This is a genomic window from Novosphingobium sp. Gsoil 351 (genome assembly GCF_009707465.1).
In the GTDB taxonomy this organism is placed as follows: domain Bacteria; phylum Pseudomonadota; class Alphaproteobacteria; order Sphingomonadales; family Sphingomonadaceae; genus Novosphingobium.
Map to the genome: position 1 here is coordinate 3,094,010 of NZ_CP046120.1, position 17,596 is coordinate 3,111,605.

At 62.1% G+C, this 17,596-nt stretch carries 15 protein-coding genes and 2 pseudogenes; 8 read left to right on the top strand and 9 right to left on the bottom strand.

Features of this window, described 5'->3' with window-relative positions; genetic code table 11:
- Positions 1-222 precede the first annotated feature (222 nt).
- The 3 genes from GKE62_RS14990 to GKE62_RS15000 form a co-directional block, all read right to left on the bottom strand.
- Positions 223-813 carry a mobile mystery protein B gene (locus tag GKE62_RS14990; protein WP_154692932.1) on the bottom strand — a complete coding sequence of 197 codons (591 nt, stop codon included), beginning with the start codon at positions 811-813 and terminating at the stop codon, positions 223-225.
- 99 nt (positions 814-912) lie between these two features.
- A complete protein-coding gene (locus GKE62_RS14995) occupies positions 913-1,269 on the bottom strand; it encodes a helix-turn-helix domain-containing protein (RefSeq protein ID WP_154692933.1) in 357 nt (118 codons plus the stop codon).
- 449 nt (positions 1,270-1,718) lie between these two features.
- A complete protein-coding gene (locus GKE62_RS15000; protein ID WP_154692934.1) occupies positions 1,719-2,066 on the bottom strand; it encodes a hypothetical protein in 348 nt (115 codons plus the stop codon).
- 442 nt (positions 2,067-2,508) lie between these two features.
- On the opposite strand from GKE62_RS15000, the gene GKE62_RS15005 reads away from it, so the two are divergent.
- The 4 genes from GKE62_RS15005 to GKE62_RS19110 all read left to right on the top strand — a co-directional run bounded on the left by GKE62_RS15005 (position 2,509) and on the right by GKE62_RS19110 (position 5,975).
- Entirely contained in the window at positions 2,509-2,730 is a 222-nt protein-coding gene (locus tag GKE62_RS15005) for a hypothetical protein (RefSeq protein WP_195908435.1), read from the top strand.
- A gap of 441 nt (positions 2,731-3,171) precedes the next feature.
- A complete protein-coding gene (locus GKE62_RS15010) occupies positions 3,172-3,393 on the top strand; it encodes a dodecin (RefSeq protein ID WP_154692936.1) in 222 nt (73 codons plus the stop codon).
- Between the two features lie 396 nt (positions 3,394-3,789).
- Positions 3,790-4,995: a type II toxin-antitoxin system HipA family toxin gene (locus tag GKE62_RS15015; RefSeq protein ID WP_154692937.1), complete on the top strand. Its 1,206-nt coding sequence runs from the start codon at positions 3,790-3,792 to the stop codon at positions 4,993-4,995.
- Complete coding sequence (locus GKE62_RS19110; RefSeq protein ID WP_230206732.1) at positions 4,992-5,975, top strand: helix-turn-helix domain-containing protein; 984 nt, start codon at positions 4,992-4,994, stop codon at positions 5,973-5,975. The genes GKE62_RS15015 and GKE62_RS19110 overlap by 4 nt, the downstream gene beginning before the upstream one ends.
- Before the next feature lie 360 nt (positions 5,976-6,335).
- On the opposite strand, the pseudogene GKE62_RS15025 reads toward GKE62_RS19110, so the two are convergent.
- Together GKE62_RS15025 and GKE62_RS15030 are read right to left on the bottom strand one after the other, a co-directional pair.
- A pseudogene (locus GKE62_RS15025) lies at positions 6,336-7,073 on the bottom strand (TonB-dependent receptor domain-containing protein); the annotation flags it as partial.
- Positions 7,074-7,364: 291 nt separating this feature from the next.
- Positions 7,365-8,354, bottom strand: a complete 990-nt coding sequence (locus GKE62_RS15030) for a hypothetical protein (RefSeq protein ID WP_230206733.1) — start codon at positions 8,352-8,354, stop codon at positions 7,365-7,367.
- Positions 8,355-9,169: 815 nt separating this feature from the next.
- Here GKE62_RS15030 and GKE62_RS15035 point away from each other — a divergent pair.
- The gene (locus tag GKE62_RS15035; RefSeq protein WP_230206734.1) at positions 9,170-10,003 is read left to right on the top strand and encodes a GGDEF domain-containing protein; all 834 of its coding nucleotides are present in this window, start codon (positions 9,170-9,172) and stop codon (positions 10,001-10,003) included.
- On the opposite strand, the gene GKE62_RS15040 is transcribed toward GKE62_RS15035, so the two are convergent.
- A complete protein-coding gene (locus GKE62_RS15040; protein ID WP_154692941.1) occupies positions 10,000-10,242 on the bottom strand; it encodes a hypothetical protein in 243 nt (80 codons plus the stop codon). The genes GKE62_RS15035 and GKE62_RS15040 overlap by 4 nt on opposite strands.
- Positions 10,235-11,743 carry a bifunctional 2-polyprenyl-6-hydroxyphenol methylase/3-demethylubiquinol 3-O-methyltransferase UbiG gene (locus GKE62_RS18565; protein ID WP_195908436.1) on the bottom strand — a complete coding sequence of 503 codons (1,509 nt, stop codon included), beginning with the start codon at positions 11,741-11,743 and terminating at the stop codon, positions 10,235-10,237. The genes GKE62_RS15040 and GKE62_RS18565 overlap by 8 nt, the downstream gene beginning before the upstream one ends.
- 261 nt (positions 11,744-12,004) lie before the next feature.
- Here GKE62_RS18565 and GKE62_RS15055 point away from each other — a divergent pair, with 261 nt between their 5' ends.
- Positions 12,005-12,592, top strand: a complete 588-nt coding sequence (locus GKE62_RS15055; protein ID WP_230207085.1) for a VOC family protein — start codon at positions 12,005-12,007, stop codon at positions 12,590-12,592.
- 111 nt (positions 12,593-12,703) lie between these two features.
- On the opposite strand, the gene GKE62_RS15060 is transcribed toward GKE62_RS15055, so the two are convergent.
- Positions 12,704-14,590: a potassium transporter Kup gene (locus GKE62_RS15060; protein WP_154693760.1), complete on the bottom strand. Its 1,887-nt coding sequence runs from the start codon at positions 14,588-14,590 to the stop codon at positions 12,704-12,706.
- A 64-nt stretch (positions 14,591-14,654) separates the two neighbouring features.
- Here GKE62_RS15060 and GKE62_RS19810 point away from each other — a divergent pair, with 64 nt between their 5' ends.
- On the top strand, positions 14,655-16,064 hold the full coding sequence (locus tag GKE62_RS19810; RefSeq protein WP_154692944.1) for a DUF4118 domain-containing protein: 1,410 nt from the start codon (positions 14,655-14,657) through the stop codon (positions 16,062-16,064).
- Positions 16,065-16,199: 135 nt separating this feature from the next.
- On the opposite strand, the gene GKE62_RS15070 is transcribed toward GKE62_RS19810, so the two are convergent.
- Positions 16,200-16,694: a hypothetical protein gene (locus GKE62_RS15070; protein WP_154692945.1), complete on the bottom strand. Its 495-nt coding sequence runs from the start codon at positions 16,692-16,694 to the stop codon at positions 16,200-16,202.
- Positions 16,695-17,439: 745 nt separating this feature from the next.
- On the opposite strand from GKE62_RS15070, the pseudogene GKE62_RS19470 reads away from it, so the two are divergent.
- Positions 17,440-17,559 (top strand): annotated as a pseudogene (locus tag GKE62_RS19470) (GntR family transcriptional regulator); the annotation flags it as partial.
- Between the last annotated feature and the right edge of the window lie 37 nt (positions 17,560-17,596).

Here is a 17,596-nt window from a genome sequence, read left to right on the forward strand (position 1 = left end):
ACTTGCAAAGTCGCCAAAGGCATCAATAGCACGATCTGGATTCGTGGAAAAGGCAGGACGTATTCGGACGCGATGGTTCGAGTCCGATTGCCTCGCTATAACCCGATGCGGAGATTTAGCCTCAACGCGCGCCTGCCGGTCGTTGACAATGGCCGGGCCTTGCGAAGGCCTGTCCGAAATACGACTACATGTTTCGGACAACCAGCCGCCAGTGTGGTGGAGTCAGGACCGAGCAAAATCCAGCAGGGGCTCCATGGCATGCTTATCCGCCGCCTGTAGTGTTTCGATATATGCATGCCTTGTCGCGCTCGCGTCGACGAGATTGACGCTGCCCCAGGTAAAGCGATCGCCACCCAGGCGAGTGATCAACAAGTCGGCGGCCATGCGCGAGAACCGCCCATTGCCGTTTGGAAAGGGGTGAATTTGGGTCAGGCGGTGATGAAAGCGCAGGGCGATTTCATCGCGCGGAAAGGAATCTAGATTGATCCATGCCTGCACTTCCCCCATCAATGCACGCAGGTCGATCGGGATCATGTAATTGTCTGAACCGATCCGCCGGTCCCGCTCCTTTGAATAGTCTCCGGCCCAGCGCCACACTTTGCCGAACATGCGCCGGTGCAGATCGCGTAAAAATTCCTCGTCCAGTACGTCGCGTGAGCGGTTGAAGGCCCAGCGTTCGCCCTCGGTGATGTTGATCTGCTCGACTTCATTGAGCTCGCTGCGCCTCGTGATGTAGGACGGAAGCAACCCCAGCTTTTCTTCGTGGGTAAGCGGGGTCGCGCCCGCTTCGTCCTGAAACAGGTCTTCTGTCACCCCTTGTTGTCCCACAACCGCGCCGTTGGACCGCGCAACAGTTCGTCAATCAGCCTTTCCTGCTCGGCTTCCTGGTCAGCGCGACGCAGGCTTTGATTTTCAAGTGTCATGGTGTGGCTCACCCGGGCGAGCTGGCGGGCCGCAATCTCCGTCGCGCGCGCGCAGCATTTCGTCAATTGGTCCCCTTGGGACGATCGCGTAAACGAGTTCGCAGTTCATCGCCTCGGCGGCTTGGCGCAGAGAGGCGAGCGAGATAGAGTCACGTGCTTCGCTTTTCTCCATATCGACGACGGCGGATTGGACTTTGTCCATCCGCTGCGCGAGCTGGCGCGTTGTCATCCCCAGCGCCTCGCGCATAGCTCGCAGCCAGCCGCGTTGCGGGCGGGCAAAGTCCATCTCACGCAATGGCGCAAGGCGGCTTTCCAAATGTTTCCTACCAAGTGCTTTGATATCCATGATCGGCTCCGGTTGATCGCTTCGCAGGAATATGATCGAGAATAATCGATCTAATGTCAATCGATGACCGGCTATAATCGATCATATGCAAAATTTTGATCTGCTTTACCCGTTCAAGTGACATCCCGAAGTCGGCTGAGCCACGGGAGAAGCTAGGTCAAAACAATGGCTATCCCGCACCGATTGCCGACATTGTCTAGCGTCTGGTTCATACGCGAAGCCCGGGAGCCATGGCCACGCGCGCAATTGATGACATAAAACGTCCGATGTTCGGCCAGCTACTGAGATTATCGCGCATCTGAGATGCGCGATAATCTCACGCCAGTCGACTGGAATCGCGGTCATCGCCTGGGACACAGCAGATGGTCGCCCGCAAGGTTCCAAATTGTGAGACGCGACGCTGAACGGCGCGCGAGCCCTTGATGGATATTCGATCCATGCGTCGTCGGCTAATAGCCCGAGTAATAGCTTTCGAGATGCTGCTCGTGGGTGAACACCACCATTTTCTCGACGAGTTCTGACACTGGCTTTCCGCTGACGAGCCGGAAACGCCGGCGGTCGCCACGAATTGCCCGCACCAAAATCGGGTCCGGATGCCGCCAGCGCGTGTGGATGGGCTGGGCGCACGCAACGAACAGGTCGGCAGCGCTGACGAGATGCGCGGGGTCGCTATTATGGATCGAGCCATGATGGGGTAGGATAAAGGTCGAGACCTGATCGAGCTCGTCGCGATAATGATGTTCGAACGCCGCGATACGATCGCGTCGCTCAGATAAGCGTCGCCCGTGCCTAGCCAACCGACTTTGGGAACAGCGTGCCGTGGCCGACCGGAGAACACCGCCCCGCATTGCCCCGGGTTCGCAAGCCCGGAATACAGCGATAGCGAAGTGTCGTTCTTGTCTTTGAAGGCCCATTTGTAGGCGCGGGCCAACACAGTACGGTGGCGCGTGACCAGCAACCGCCGCTGCTCCAGCGACCTGATCTCTTCACCGAAGCTACCCCGTGGCCAATCGAGCGCGATCTCGACCGCACTTTGGAAAGCCTCACGGACCTCGCGGCTCGCGCGGCGCACATATGGCTTAAGACGCCACAACGCTGTCCCTCGGCCCGCAAAGGCGAACTCGGCTCGCCTCAGCATGATCGCACCATCCTCGGTTGCGCTCGCATCCGGCATGGCGCCATCGCTCGCGACTGCCTTCCAGCGAACGCCGTCATGAGCGCGTCGCGCAGCTTGCAGAGTTGCAAGGCCAACACGTCGAACGGCTCGCTGCCGTCCCGGGCATTCACAATGTTCGCTCGTTGGGGACGATCGCCGCCTGCGAGATCGGCGGTGGGGAGGGGGCTTACCTCTCTGCACTCGGCCCGCAGCTGCTCGCATTCTTCCGCGAGCGTGACCTCCTCCTGCGGCCACTTGGCAACACGGTATACGTCATGCCGCCCTATTGCATCGAGCCGATCTAACTCGAGCGCATCTACGAGGCGATCATTCGGGCGGCTGCGGCGTTCGGCGGGGACTAGGCAGAGCCGTCCGGATATCCTGTTGTAGGATGACGAGGCTTCCAAAACGCTTGGCTCGGGGCGAGAGTCCGACTGGCAACGATTTACCAGATATTACTGGGTGGTGGACCGGCCGGCGTCGGCCCCAAAGAGCCGAGCTCAGGGATGGAAAGGCAGGCGGATTTCGAACCTTAGTCCCCTGCGAGTAGCTTTTCGTTATCCCCAATTCCGTGTTCTTCACGATCTGTGAGCAGCCCCGCAGGTTCGATCCGCAGCGGCGAACCTAGGTCATGCGCCGAGGGTGAAGTCCACTAGGGACGGCCCGTCGCGGGCGGGGTCGAGAATCAGTGAATATTGCGATAAGGCTGTGGGTGGGGTCCAAACCTGGAAAAATGCGAGGGCGACATGGAACCGCACGTCTACAAGATCGTCGAAATCGTCGGAACTTCGACGGTGAGCATCGAGGATGCGATCCAGCGAGGGATTACCCGAGCCTCGCACACCTTGCGAAACATCGGTTGGTTTGAAGTCGCCGAGACCCGCGGGCACGTGGCGGATGGCAAGATCACCCATTTCCAGGTTACGTTGAAGATCGGCTTTAGCCTGGAGGGCTCGACCGAAAGCTGAGTGCTACAAGGACCGGGTCGTCGACCTTTGGGGCTTGCGCGATCGAGTCCACTTGGCCGCGGGCATTTGCAAGTGTGCGCGCCGTCGCGGCAACCGGCAACGCAGGGCTCGTGTGTTTGCTAGCCTTGGCGTTTCGACGCCCGCCACGAAGTGTTGGGAGCGCCCTGCGGGTTGGCGCTTTGGGTTCGTGGACATCGTCGAACGCGGCGTCAATCTTTCTGGTGGATGGATTGTCACGCCTCTCCATTTTATGTTTTGGCTGTCAAAAGCGCACCATTTTCACACCTGTGTCGACATAAATTGACATGTTGGGTTTTTATCTCACCAGACCATCTGCCGTAAAATCGCACGCAAAATGTCTGCATATATTGACATTATGATGAAGAATGGGGTAGGGTGCCACCGAACTCTAACAGGATCTCCGCCATCCCCGACCGTACCGCCATTGTTACCTTCAAGGGCGCTCCCGCCGGCGAACTCAGCGAACTGGGCTCGGACACGCGCTTTATCTACCGCGAAGGCTGGGAGGAGCCGATCGCCTGCGCGCTTCCCGCCGACCAGCGCGATCATTACCATCGCGGCGGGCTCATTCCGTTCTTCGAACACCTGGGTCCGGAAGGGTGGCTGCGCGGACGCCAGGCGCGCGCCGGGGGAACCGCCGCGCAAGACGATTTCGGGCTGCTCCTCAACTATGGGGCGGACTGCATCGGCGCGGTCGGCATTGTCCCGGTCGACGGCACCAGGCTCGCCGATCCGCATCGGGCCGATGCGCTCGAGGAAGCCGCCACGTTGCCTGGGCGCACGCTCTCAGGGGTACAGAAAAAGCTGCTCGCCCATCGCACCGAGCGAGGGTTCGCCCCGTGCGTCCATACCGAAGACCCCGCGACGCACATCGCCAAATTCAACCGCGAAGACCTGCCGACGCTCGTCCAGAACGAGCACCTCTCGCTCGAACTCGCTCGCGAGGTCCTGGGGCCTGCGGAAATCACCCGGGCCTGTCCCGCTACCCTTGCCGGGATCGAAGAGATCGCGCTGCTAGTCGAGCGATTCGACCGGGCTGGCGAGCAAAAGTTCAGGCTCGAGGATTTCGCGCAGATTCTCGGCAAGCCGCGCGGCCGCGAGTTCGATGGCAAGTATGACTCCTCCTACGAAGAAGCCGCGGGCGCGATCGCGCGCCATTCGGCGCGCCCCCGCATCGATCTCGCGCGATACTTTCGCCTCGTCGTCTTCAACCTCGTGCTAGGCAACGCTGATGCCCACCTCAAGAACTTCTCGCTGCTGGAAAGCGCCGATGGCGGGCTGCGCCTGAGCCCGGCCTACGATCTCATCAACACGCTCGTCTATCCCACTTACGAACGCACCGCGGCCCTCGAGATCGACGGCGCCAGGCGGGCGTTCGATACGCTCGATCGCGCACAAGTCGAACGGCTCGGCGCCGCGATCGGACTGCCGTCCCAGGAAGTGGCGCGGTCTATCGATGCGCTGGCCAAGGCGCTCGCGGCTGCCAAGACGCTTGAGGTTGCGGGCAACGTCCAGCCCCACGACTTCCGCATCCGCTACCGCGACATCGTGCGCGAGAACGCAGCGAGGTTCCTGGTATGACCCAATGGCCGATCGACTGGCGCGCGACCGTCGACGAGGCAGTCCGCCGCCGTAAGCAGGAAGGCCTGACGCAGGCGCAGCTGGCGACGCTCGCCGGCGTGAGCCGGCCGACGGTGGTCGCGTTCGAGCAGGGCGAGATCAACCTCCGGTTCGAGCGTCTTATCGCAATCCTCGACGCGCTCGGCCTGTTCGTCCAGCCGGGCCGATCCGACAGCCTGCAGTCGTTCGTCCACGACGCACGCAACCGCTTTAAGGAACTGGTCGCCAGGCTCGATGACGACCATCCCTCGCGCCAGCCGCTCGGGCACAGCGAGCAGGCCTATGCGATCGAGGGGGTCGAGAACCCACCCTCGCTGACCCGGTTAAAGGACATCCTCGCGCGCGCGCCCAAAACCTCGGGATGGACGCCGTTCTGGGTGCCCACAAAGGAGTCCATCAAGCCGGGCTTCCACGACGGCTTGCTCGAATGCTGGCTGGGTCGGCCCGAAGCGGACCGGGTGTTCAACGATCCCGCGTCGAGCGACTTCTGGCAGATCACCCGCGACGGCAGCGCCTATCTCCGGCGAGGGTTTCAGGAGGACGGCCGCGACCTCGACGCCGGTAGCTTCTTCGACCTCACCCTGCCGATCTGGCGCACCGCCGAAGTGCTGCGCCACGCCGCTTGGCTTGCTCGCCAGCTCGGCGCAGGGGAAGGAGCGATCCGCTTTGTCGGGCGTTATGCCGGCCTCGCCGGGCGCGAACTGATCAGCTGGGCCAAGCCGGCCTTGCGCCTTGCGCTCGACGAACGGCACCGGGCCCGCTCCGACAGCGTCGATCTCGTCGCGCTGACCGATGCCGCCGCGATCGAGCAGGATCTGGCCGCTGTGGTCGGCGCGATCGTCCGGCCGCTTTACGAGCGGTTCGACGGCTTCGACCCGCCCGGGGCGCTGATTGCCGGGCAGATTGCCGAGTTCGAGCGCAACCTCGCGACTTTTCGCTGACGCCGCGGGGCAGTCGGTTGGCTTGCGCACCGCTCGAACGAGTAACTTTCCGTCTGGAGGTGCTCGATTGGGATGTCACGCGGGCAAGGACCACGGCGTGGGCTAGGTGGCGGCATGCCACCGAGCGCTTCGATTTGCTCGCTCGTTGCCAAGACGGCATTCTGGGAACACTCGCCGGGCCGCACTGTCCGGCAGTTGCGGTTCGGAGCGGCCCGGCGCGGGCGCCGGGACTTCGAGGCATCCCAGCCGGAATGAGCCGCAATGCGCTCAGCACGTCATCCCGGACAGTTGGGTCGAGCGGGGAGGCCACGCGCGGATCTCATTTCGCGCATGGCCCCCTGGAGTGTTCTTGCAGGTCCGTTAGAAGCGCACTGCAACTGTAGCGCCGTAAGTCGCCGGATCGCGGATGTAGCCGCCGACGTAGTTGCGCGGGTTGGCGTTGAGATAAGTCGCCTGGAAGGGATCGCGGTTGTCGGTCAGGTTGCGGCCCCACAGCGACAGGCGGTAATTGTCGTCGTCGAGACCGAATGTCAGCCGCGCGTTGAAGATGCCCGCGGCCTTGATCGTCGTTGCATCGACGATGTTCTGGCCGATCTGCGCCGCGGTCAGGCCGTTCATGTCGACCGCCGTGCTGGTCCAGCAAGAGACGGGGCCAGTCGCCACGCAGCGGTCGGCGGCGAACGTGTCGGTCCAGCTGTAATCGACGCTTCCCGTAAACGACACGCGGTCGCTGAGCTCGTGCTCGTATTGCGCCGAAAGCGCGTAGGTCCAGCGCGGCACGAAGATGATCCGCTGGTTCCGCACGTCGGTGCCGGTCGCGTCGATGAAGCTGTCGTACTTGGGATGGACGTAGCCGGTGTTCGCGCTCAGCGTCAGATGCGGGATCGGCCTTGCGGTGAGTTCGGCCTCGAACCCGATGTTGGTCACTTTGGCGGCGTTGCTGACCAGCGTGTTGTTGACCGGCACGCCGTTGATCACCGAAGCGACGATCGCCGAGCGCTGCGCGTTCGAGACCTTGTCATAGTAGGCCGCGAGGTTGAAACGCAGCCGGCGGTCGAACGCCTCGGTCTTGAGGCCGAGTTCTTCCTCGTTGACGTATTCGGGTCCGAAAGGGACCGCTTGAGCGACCGCACAGCGCGATCGGGAATATCCCTCCGATCATGCTGGCAAACCCGGCCGGGGCCACCAGCCTCCCGGACCTGGGCCAGGCGGAAAACTCTAGACCAGAGTGGTCCAAGGTTGGGTAGCAGTGCAGCACGATGTGGAGATCCTTGGTCGCTCGGAAACCCAAACCGACTTCGTCAAAAATGAGCTCGCAAGCAGCCCCGCCGATCAATACGAACTGGTATTCGTGCGCAGCAAAATGCGCGCGAAATCGGTCGACGCCCACTACCATGCGAACTGCTCCAACAGCTGGTCAGCGGCCTGGGCGGTCCGTTCGTCGGCATGATCGCGCATCGTCAAGTAGAGAGAGAGCGGATCGACCGTCCTTCCGCTAGCGAGGACGCAAGGGTCGTAAGCCCAAGTCTCGACCTCGAAATGGGGATCGTCAAACGGCCCGGCGGGCCGGAGCGCGATTCCGCTCGAGAGCTGCTTCCAGTGCGCTGCCGGGACGGCCTTGCGTTCGATGCGGGGCCTCCCGAGCATCGTGAGTTCGGCGAGCGCGCTCTCTCCGGCAAGCAAGCCGAGGTCGGCAGGTGCCGGCCCGGCCAGACGTCGAACCTTGCGGATCGGGTTTCGCAGATAAGGTTGCGCCAAGCTCCAAAGGTCGACACCGGCCGCCGCGATGTTGAGTTGCCGTCTTCGTCCCACATGATGCGCCTTGGCTATTTTACGCGCTTCCAGCTCGTCCGCCGCACGACTCATGCTCATGACCGAGGAACCAAAGCGGTCGGCGAGCTCGGTGAGGCTGACGTCGCGAGCGTCTTTGCCTAGGAGGTTTGCGAGGACAAGAACCTGTGCCGTTGGCGAGAGGTGGTTCGCATCGATTCGTAGCGGTTCCCTTGCCTGGCTTCGCTCGCGCACGTCGAGCAGAGCTTCGGGCACATAAAGTTGGGCGTCGGGCGCCAAAAACGCGATTTTCCGATCGATAAGCTGATGGCGGATCGCGTTTGTCGTTCGGCCGAGCAGCAAGAGTACGGACGCCGCGCCGGTTTCGCGCTGGATAAGGTCACGGTGCTTGACGAAATTCGCTGTCGCGCCTGTTCCCGTGCGGCGATCGCGCACGGCCGCGAGCACGGTGGCACGTCCCAAAAGATCACCTTCCCACAAGCGATACTGGTCCAGCACGAAGTGAGGTAAGCTCTTGGGTTTGATCCCCTTGAGTTTAAGCGTTGCCCCGAATGCGCGCGCGACATAGTCTTCAGCGGCTTTCGCCAAGCCATCAAGATCCACAGAATCGCTCGTTTCTAACATCAGGAGACGTATCTAACACTGCTAATGTTAAAAGTCTATCTGCTGTTAGACAAAGACTGCTTGCCTGTTTTTCCGGAGCGTTGCCGCATGGCAAGGCGGTGCATCGACAGTCGTAGCGGGATGACTGGCCGTAGGACGAAGGCCCGCCTTCGACTTCGCTCAGCCCAACGCGGGCCACTCAAGAAAGTGGCGGGAGCCCAGCCTCCACCAGCAGCGCATTGACCTCGGCCAACGTCGATTTGTCAACGATAGCCCGCTGGATGCTCGAGGAGCGATAGGCTCGCTGACGTCGCCCAAGCGTCATCCGCGAGAACGCTAAGCCATTGATTTTTAAAACTCTGACGATCGCCGCAATTATGACCGAACGTATGACCGATGAGACATTTCGAATGAAATCAAGGTTGCTTCGGGGACTCCCGCTCCGCCACTCATAACTCATTGATATAGAAGGATTTTACCGACTGGCTGGAACCGCGCAGTTCTGCGCCACTGAGGCCCCCTGGGCGGTCTGCGGAGAGCAAGTTGGTGGCGGATTACGGTCAGCGATATCCTTCCTCGCGATCTTGGCTGTCTTTGTCACAACCTCACCGAGCGTTACGCAATTACCCGTACCGATCCTTCACCTCGAATTATCGCTGGCACGTCTAGCTGCTGCGATGGGATCAGCTTTTGAGCGTCGATCAAAACTCACCAGCGAGGGTCGATCCGCGAAGCGTCCCTGGCCCCTCCGCATCGAGGGCCGCGGCGCTTGGAAGCTGATTGCCCCCTCCTTCGCCGTAGTGGCATTGGCGGACGTCTTCACCGGCGCTATTTGGTTTGGTCCAGCTTATCTGCTGATCATTGCGACTTCGGCATGGTGTTTAGGCTCGCGTACAGCCGTTTTCGCCGGGTGCGCCTGCTTAGCAATCAGCATCGCAGCAAATGGCTATCAGGTTTATCCGTACGGAGCGCTTGCGGCGGCGTGGAACATGGCCATGCGGGTCGTCATGGTGCTAGCCGTAGTGGCCGTCGCCGCGAAGCTCCGAGGAGCATACGAGGCTGAGTGGCGGCTCGCTCGCACTGATCGGCTTACAGGTGCGCTCAGCCGACAGGGCTTCTTTGAGCTTGCCTCTGACATGAAGGAGTCGCGCAGTTGGACTCTCCTCGCTTACGCTGACCTGGATGGGCTGAAGAAGCTCAATGACCGGCAAGGGCATCGTGCGGGCGATGAGGGCCTGCACCTATTCTCGAAGCGCGTGCTGCAGATGATCCGCAAGGGCGACAAGTTCGCCCGCCTTGGTGGCGATGAGTTCGCTATCTACTTGCAGGTCAAAGACGAAGAGGCTGCCAAATCAGTGGCTACCCGGCTACATGCGGGTATGAACACCGTTCCCGGGACCAAATGGCCTCTGCGCTGCAGCGTCGGAGCGTTGATCCTGCCGCCTGGCCCTCGATCAATCGATACTGAACTGTGCGCAGCGGATGAGCTCATGTATGAGGCTAAGGCGCTCGGCGCTTCGCTAATCGCAGCTACTGCCAGTCACCAAAACGGCGATTTGAAGACGATCGAGCGCCACCCTGGGCTCACACCCGCGACTGGGAAGCTGCGCTTGAGATTGGCGGCATCCAATTAAGCGGTGGCCGCAATTGCGGCTCCGCCCCATTCGGTCAGTTCCTGGTCTTGGCGCAAACGTAGCCGTCGCCACTCCAACCCGGCGAAGACCTGATCGAGATCGTTGGCGTCTTCGACGGGTAGGGCGACGACAACTTCGCGACCGAAGCGCTCTCGCAGCACGGGCGTGTGGAGCCAGGCGGCCGTCCACCAATCGACGATGCGTTCCCGGGCTCCAGCGAGGACCTCGGCGCTAGGCATGCGAGCCCCTTTTTGGTGCTGGTTCACCCGCCTGTGGCTTGGGACCAGGTTCCAAAGGTCGCCGCATGGCCACGCGGCCCAGGGGGAAACAGTGATCGATGTCGAGCTGCGACGACGAGAGCGGTACGCCGGTCCAGACACAGCGCAGACTCGTGCCGCCAGCTGCGAGACGCTGGCTGGCCTCCTTGCCCATCGACGTGCTGCGCACCGGCTCTTCCCACGCCAGCTGGCGATCGATCGCATCGGCGGGCACAAGCCCACCCATCCTATCCGCATAGCCGCGAACCAGCCGGCCCCATTCGCTCACGAGCACGGGCTCGACCCAGACCCCGAGCCGGGACAAAGCCCGCCAGATGTGGCCCGGCACCCGCAGCGAACCCCAATCCGACAAGGTCTCGAGAGAAAGTTCCAGAGTTGCTGCACTGCGCTGCGGCCGCACCTTGCGGATTTCGAAGACCCGTCTGTCGGAGTTCGGGAAGCGGATGAAGTTAGCGGGCATCGTCGCAATCGTTCTGGCCGCATCGCCGATCGCCGCCCTCACATTGCTTCCGCGCTCGAAAGTGAACGTCGCCCCGACGCGCAGATCTTGTGCGGGCATTCGGTCCGCCAGCAAGGCGCGAAATCCTGCCTTGGCGAACCCTAGTCCGTCCGGACCATGGTTCTTCGGCGCTTGCGGTAGTCCCACCCGGACGAGCGGCAGATACATCCTTACCCAGTAAAGCGCGACAAGACCGAGCGGGACGTCGACGGCGTCGAGCTCGTCGACCGCCGGGATCGCCGCTGAGGGAGCCAGCTCGGCGATGAGCGCGAGCGAACGCAACAGGGCGATCTTGTAGGTAGAGGACTTATCGTCGCCGAGAACGATGCCGCGGATAAGTGGAAGGGCGCCAGCGCCGTCGTCCGGCATTCGCAGGACCACCGACGTCCAGTTCACCTCGTCGCGCACCTGGACGTCGGCTTGCTCGAATACGCGGAGGACTTCGACACCCGATACTCGCGCGAGTGCTTCCACTTCGCCGAGGGAGACCTGGTGCATCGGGCGATCGGGCGGAGCGGGACCGTGGCGCAAGGTCATTGCCAGGATTCCGCCTGGTTTGAGGAGAGTGACCAGTTTCCGGAATGCACGCGGACGGTCAGTCGGCGCGACGTGTTGCCAGACGGCTGAGAGCAAGATCACGTCGAAGGCCAGGCCGAGCTTGTGCACCTTGCTCAGGCTTGGCAGCCGATCGTCGACCCAGCGAACCCGCGCTCCGCCATGGAAGCGCTGTGCTTCGGCTCGCATCCCCGAAGAGGGTTCCACGGCCACGACTTCATAGCCTTGCGAGGATAGCCAGATGGCATCGCGCCCTGAGCCGGCGCCGACGTCCAGCGCAACACGCAATGGGCCGGTTGGACGCAGAAGCTCGATGATACCCGGCAAGGCTTCGTCGGAAGACATTTGTTCGTATCGCGCCGCGAGGCGGCTTGCTTGATCGTCATATATTTTGACCGCATCCGCCATCTGCAGCGAACCTACCTACAGCCCGCCGTCAGGCAAGCGTCAGCCCAACCATCCCCCGTTCTGCGAGACGAATGCCCGCAAAGTCTGAATGGCGAGAATCCTAGGTTGGGCCTCCTGAGCGGTCATTCCCCTTCCGGCCCCATAAGCGACTGAAGCGCGCGGGATATTAGCGCGACCTCACCGGGACTAGCTGCTAAGGTCGACTCACGTTGCGACTAGACTACGGGGGTTGGTCGCAGACCCCGTGGCCTCTTGATCACCGTGTTTGGGGAGGCAGCCATGGTGAAGCCGGTGAAGTTCGCGCATGTCGTCTATCAGACGCGCCGGTTCGAGGAGATGATCGCCTGGTACCGAGATGTTTTCGAGGCTGAGGTCGTCTACGAAAACCCCGCGCTCGCGTTTCTTACCTACGACGACGAGCATCACCGCTTCGCGTTTGCCAACCTCGACGTACTAAAACCGGGCGACACCCCGCGTGATGCGAGAGGCGAGATCGGCGTCAATCACGTCGCTTACACCTACGCGACCGTTGCCGACCTAATGGACACATATGCGCGTCTCAAGCGCAACGCGATCACCCCCTATTGGCCGGTCCATCATCAGACCACCTTGTCGCTCTACTACGCAGATCCCGACGGGAACCGGATGGAGTTCCAAGTCGACTGCGGGACCGTGGAGGAGGCAACGGCCCTCATGAGGTCTTCTGCATTCGCGGACAATCCGGTTGGGGTCGCATACGATCCCGAAGCGCTGCTTGCACGCGTTCAGGCAGGTGAAGCCGAGGATACTCTGATCGCAGTTCCTGCCGGTTCTCCTTCGCCAATCCCAGCTGCGCACGGTATGACTTGAGGCCCTACTTTCGGATTTAACTCGGGGGGACTTGGTGATGCGAGCGCCGTAGGGCAGCTTGGCCCCATTCTAATCCAGAACCAGACAGGCCACTCCCGGCCCCCGCCCGGTCTAAATCTGCAGTTGGCTGCCCAACTCGACCACGCGGTTGGTCGGCAGCCTGAAGAACTCCATCGCGCTTTCGGAGCTTTTGGTCATCCATGCGAACAGCCGTTCGCGCCACAGCGCCATGCCCGGGTGCTCCTTCGAGGCGATCAGCTTCTGCCGACCGAGGAAGAAGCTCGAGGTCATGCTATTGAACGGGCCGCCGATGCAGTCGATCGCGGAGAGGTCACGGGGAATATCGACCTCCTGCATAAACCCGTAGTGCAGGACGACCTGGTAAAACCCGTCACCGGCGCCGTGCACCTCGATTCGCTGTGCGGACTCAACGAACGGCACTTCGCCAACCGCAACAGTCAAGATTAGCACGCGCTCGTGCATGACCTGGTTGTGCTTTAGATTGTGGAGCAATGCCGAAGGGATACTGTCGGGCGTGGCGGAAAGAAAAATTGCGGTCCCACTCACGCGGTACGCTGAACGGGCCGACTTGATGAACACCGTCAGCGGTATCGCGGTCTCCTCCAGTCGCGCGCGCATCAGCTTGCGCCCGGTCGCCCAGGTCGTGAGGATCGTGAACAAGCCGCCTGCGACAACCAGCGGGAACCAGCCGCCGTCGGGGATTTTGGTGATATTTGAAGCGAAGTAGAGCGCGTCGACCGCAAGGAAGATACCGATGGTGGCACTCGCCAGCCAGCGGTTCCAGCGCCACACCTGGAACACCAGGAAGCCGAGCATGACGGTGGTGATCAGCATCGTGCCGACCACCGAGATGCCATAGGCCGAGGCGAGGCGGGTCGATTCTCGGAATCCGAGCACTAGCAAGAGCACCATGATCAGCAGGCCCCAGTTGATCGCCGGGATGTAGATCTGGCCTGCGGCCTTCTCACTGGTGTGGAGCGTGCGCAGCCGCGGTAGGAAGCCGAGCTGGACAGCTTGATGAGTGACCGAGAAGGCACCCGAGATCACCGCCTGGCTGGCGATGATAGTGGCGGCGGTCGCAATCAGCACCAGCGGCAGCCGAGCCCATTCCGGCGCCATCAGGTAGAACGGGTTCTCGACCGCGGCTGGGGTCTCAAGCAGTAGCGCGCCTTGGCCCATGTAGTTGAGCATCAGGCAGGGATATACCAGAGTGAGCCAGCTGAGCCCGATAGCCTTGCGCCCGAAGTGGCCCATGTCGGCGTAAAGCGTTTCTGCCCCGGTCACCGCGAGGAATACCGAGCCCATTGCCAGGAAAGCGAGCCGCGGATCGTAGTCGAAAAACGCGAACACCCAGTACGGATTGAGGATGCCGAGGATTTCCGGATGCATAGCGATGTTGGCCACGCCCAACGTCGCCAGGGTCGCGAAATATATCAGCACCACCGGCCCGAGCAACGCTCCGACTTTGGCCGTGCCGCGAGCCTGGATGAGGAATAGCGCGATCAGGATGACAACGGATATCGGAAGCACCAATGGGGCGAGACGCACCTCGACGATGGTCAGCCCCTCGACCGCGGAGAGCACCGAGATCGCTGGCGTGAGCATCGCGTCGCCGTAGAATAGCGAGGCGGCAAGCACCCCGAGCATGACCAGCGATGCGGTCCATCGTCCTCCCTCGAGATGCCGCGACATCAGCGCTAACAGCGCGAATGATCCGCCCTCGCCGCGATTGTCTGCGCGCATCGCGACCGCCACGTATTTCACCGTGACGATCAACATCAGCGACCAGAAGATCAGGCTGAGAACGCCGAAAATATGCAGCCGGTCTATCGCCAACGGATGGGGCCCGATGAAGCTTTCCTTCAGCGCGTAGAGCGGCGAGGTACCGATGTCGCCGTAGACGACTCCGATCGCGCCAATCATCAGGACGGGAAGGCTGTCCTTCTGACTATGTGTCGTGGAAGCGGTGGCGTCCATCGGCGGCGAATTGGTGACTGTGGCCATTGCTGCGACTTGGGCCCGACCATCATAAAGATTCCATGTGGATTCTCGTGAAGGGCGCGTTCAATCCCTCGACGCGGCAGGCAACTGGGCGCACTTTGCCGACATGAAGCTGGAAGAATTCGTGATCCACGACCGCGGGTCTGCGCTCGCCGTCCACGTCAAAGGATTTGTCGGCGGGCTGCTTGCCGTGGCGGTTGCGACCATCGCCGGGCTGCTCATCGCGGCGCGCTGGGGCAATGAGCCGGTGGTGCTGCTCTACATTCCGGCGGTGCTCTCGACTGCCGTCCTTGGCGGACTGTGGCCCGCGCTGGCCGCCGCAGTCGCCTCGGCGCTGGCCTATAACTACTATTTCACAGCGCCTTTGCGAACCTTCCTGATCCACCGGCCCGCCGATGTGGTGACGGTAGCGGTACTGTTCGCGGTAGCGGTCGTTACCAGTCAGCTTGCCGGGATGTTGCGCTACCAGGCTCGGCTCGCGGCGGCACATGCCGCGCGCAACGCGACGATCGCCGGGTTTGCGCGGCGGCTGCTTTCGTCCGTCGACGAGGATGACATCGCGCAAGTCGCAGTCGACGAGCTGGCGGCTTTGTTCGGCTGCCAGGTAGCGCTTGTCGCGGCGGATGCCCAGCCTCGGCTGATGGCGTCGATTCCACTTGGGGTCGCGCTCGCCCCCAGCGATCTTGCGGCTGCCGCGGTAACATTGGCCACTGGTGAGCCCGCCGGTCGCGGGGTCCGTAAGCTCGACCTCGCTGACTGGCAGTTCCGCGCGATCGCGTCGGACCAGCGCGTGATCGCAGCGGCCGGGTTGGCCCGAACGGATGGAACTCCGCCGATAGCCGACGGGACGGTCGCCTTGCTCGGCAATTTGCTCGACCAGGTCGCGCTGGCGCTGGAACGCGCCCGGCTGGAGCGCGAAGCGCGCGAGGTCGATGCGTTGCGCGAGCGCGACAAGCTGCGCTCGGCCTTGCTTTCCTCGATCGGCGAGGACATCAAACCCCGGATCAACGCGATCGCGGCCTCTGGGCGCGCGCTGAGGCGGGCCGGCACCAGCGACAAGGCGATTGTCGCGAGCGTCGCCAACGAAGCAGCGCAGCTCGGCCGCTATGTCGACAACCTCGCCAATCTGGGTTCTGGTGAAGAGCTGGAGCCGCTTGCAATCGGTCCGCTGACGATCGACCTGCACCGACGATCGGTGCGGAAGGGCGGCGAGGAAGTCCATCTTACCCCGAAGGAGTATTCGGTCCTTGCCGAGCTCGCCAAGCACGTGGGAAGGGTGCTCAGTCACGTTCACCTGCTCCGCGTCGTGTGGGGTCCCGCCCGCGAAGACCAGATCGACTATCTTCGCGTCGCTATCCGCGCGCTGAGGCAAAAGCTGGAAGCCGACCCCGCGCGGCCCGAGCTCATTCTAAATGAGCCCGCGGTTGGCTATCGCCTAGTGGCTCCGTAGTTCGATAGCCGCAGAGTTCGCGTCCGCTTCAGTCCATTAGGAGCTAGATTCCGGACTTTCTGAACCGGCTCCCTCCGCGGAATCCAACGTCCCTCAACCATGGTGTCTTTGATGATCGCAGATCAGGACGGTCGCCTACTTCTCGTAATAGTAGTAGCAACCGATCAAGGTCGTCTTGTCGTTCGGCGGATCGTTGGCCGCGATCATCACCGTCCTCTGCTCGGCGATCGACAGCTCGCAAGTCCGCATGCCTTCGCCTGCTTCGCACTCACGCAGCGGTTTGCCGAGATCTCGCTCCATGGCCAGTCTCGTCACGTCGAATGACGCATCGACCACAACGGAAAATCCCAGGCCCATGCCCAGGCTCCCCGGGAACACCTGGACGACTTTCAGCCCATCGACGATCATGGCCGACGTCGGCGTGATAAATGCCTCGTTGTCGTTGTGTTTAAAGTTTGAGCGAAGGAAGGCGCCGAAGCTGTCCAACGCGGAAGGGTCGGTGTTCTTCCACTCCAGCCATGAGTCCCGGCACAGCGTGAGCCTTTCGAGCCGGGGATCGCTTGCACCCCAGGCGGGCAGGGCAGCAACCAGAAGCGAGAACATCGGTACAGCCAGCCACACCCGTTTCATGATAGCTCGTCCTTGCCCGGGGCCGACGCGGCAACGTGGCATTTCGACTACACGCGCAAAGACAATCCTGCGAGGGAATTGCCGAACTCGCGGCGCGAAAGCAGCTGATCCTGCGGGTTTGGCGCGATGTGCCGGCTGGTTTGAGCTTTGGACCCATTTCGATCAGCGACCGTTAGCTTGGAGGTGCCTTCACAAACTCCCCAGTCGAGTTAGCCGACCAGGCGTTCGGGGGAGCCTTTCTGACTGCAGCGCCGTCCTGGTGGCATCCGGTCGCGCGTGGTAGGGTCGATCGTCCCGCCAACGCATAACGGTCGGCACACCGTCTGCGCGGTGCGCTTGAGCCGGCGACGCAGCGCGGCGAGCTTTAGAGTTCGCAAATGCCGAGCATGCCGCGCAGCGTGCGCCTCCTGAGCCTCTTCTTCCTTCATCGGCGTCTGAGGCTTGCAGCATCACACCCGCACTTTGCAAAGTCAGCTTGGCTTGCTTTCTCGCTAAAAGCCGCCTGACTGCAAGCGGCCCCTGATGTGCAAAGACATGCCTTTGCCGCCGAAACGATTGCGCCACGAATGGCTAACTTTCATTGCTCTTCCGGGCCAATCGCATAGAGAACGGGCGTGCCAACCGCCATTCCATCTATTTCGACATTTCGCGACACAGCGCTTTGCGGGCCGTTCGATCCCGAGCGTAGTCCGTCCAAGGCCGCGACATTCTGGTTGCGCCGTGACATCGTCCGGGGGTCTTTGCGCCGATGGAGCGGCTAAAGGTCGAGCAGCTCGTCCAGTTCTACGGGATCGGCCACAGCCCGGTGCGAGAGGCGATCCTCCTGCTCTCGTCGAGCGGCCTGGTGATCCATGAGCATCTCAAGGGGTATCGTGTGGCGCCGGTTGGGCGCGACGACTACG

Excerpts from the sequence above, each read along its gene's own strand:
- GKE62_RS14995 (WP_154692933.1), bottom strand. The coding sequence starts at position 1,269 with ATGGATATCAAAGCACTTGGTAGGAAACATTTGGAAAGCCGCCTTGCG.
- GKE62_RS15010 (WP_154692936.1), top strand. The coding sequence starts at position 3,172 with ATGGAACCGCACGTCTACAAGATCGTCGAAATCGTCGGAACTTCGACG.
- GKE62_RS19110 (WP_230206732.1), top strand. The coding sequence starts at position 4,992 with ATGACCCAATGGCCGATCGACTGGCGCGCGACCGTCGACGAGGCAGTC.
- GKE62_RS15040 (WP_154692941.1), bottom strand. The coding sequence starts at position 10,242 with ATGCCTAGCGCCGAGGTCCTCGCTGGAGCCCGGGAACGCATCGTCGAT.
- GKE62_RS18565 (WP_195908436.1), bottom strand. The coding sequence starts at position 11,743 with ATGGCGGATGCGGTCAAAATATATGACGATCAAGCAAGCCGCCTCGCG.
- GKE62_RS15060 (WP_154693760.1), bottom strand. The coding sequence starts at position 14,590 with ATGGACGCCACCGCTTCCACGACACATAGTCAGAAGGACAGCCTTCCC.
- GKE62_RS15070 (WP_154692945.1), bottom strand. The coding sequence starts at position 16,694 with ATGAAACGGGTGTGGCTGGCTGTACCGATGTTCTCGCTTCTGGTTGCT.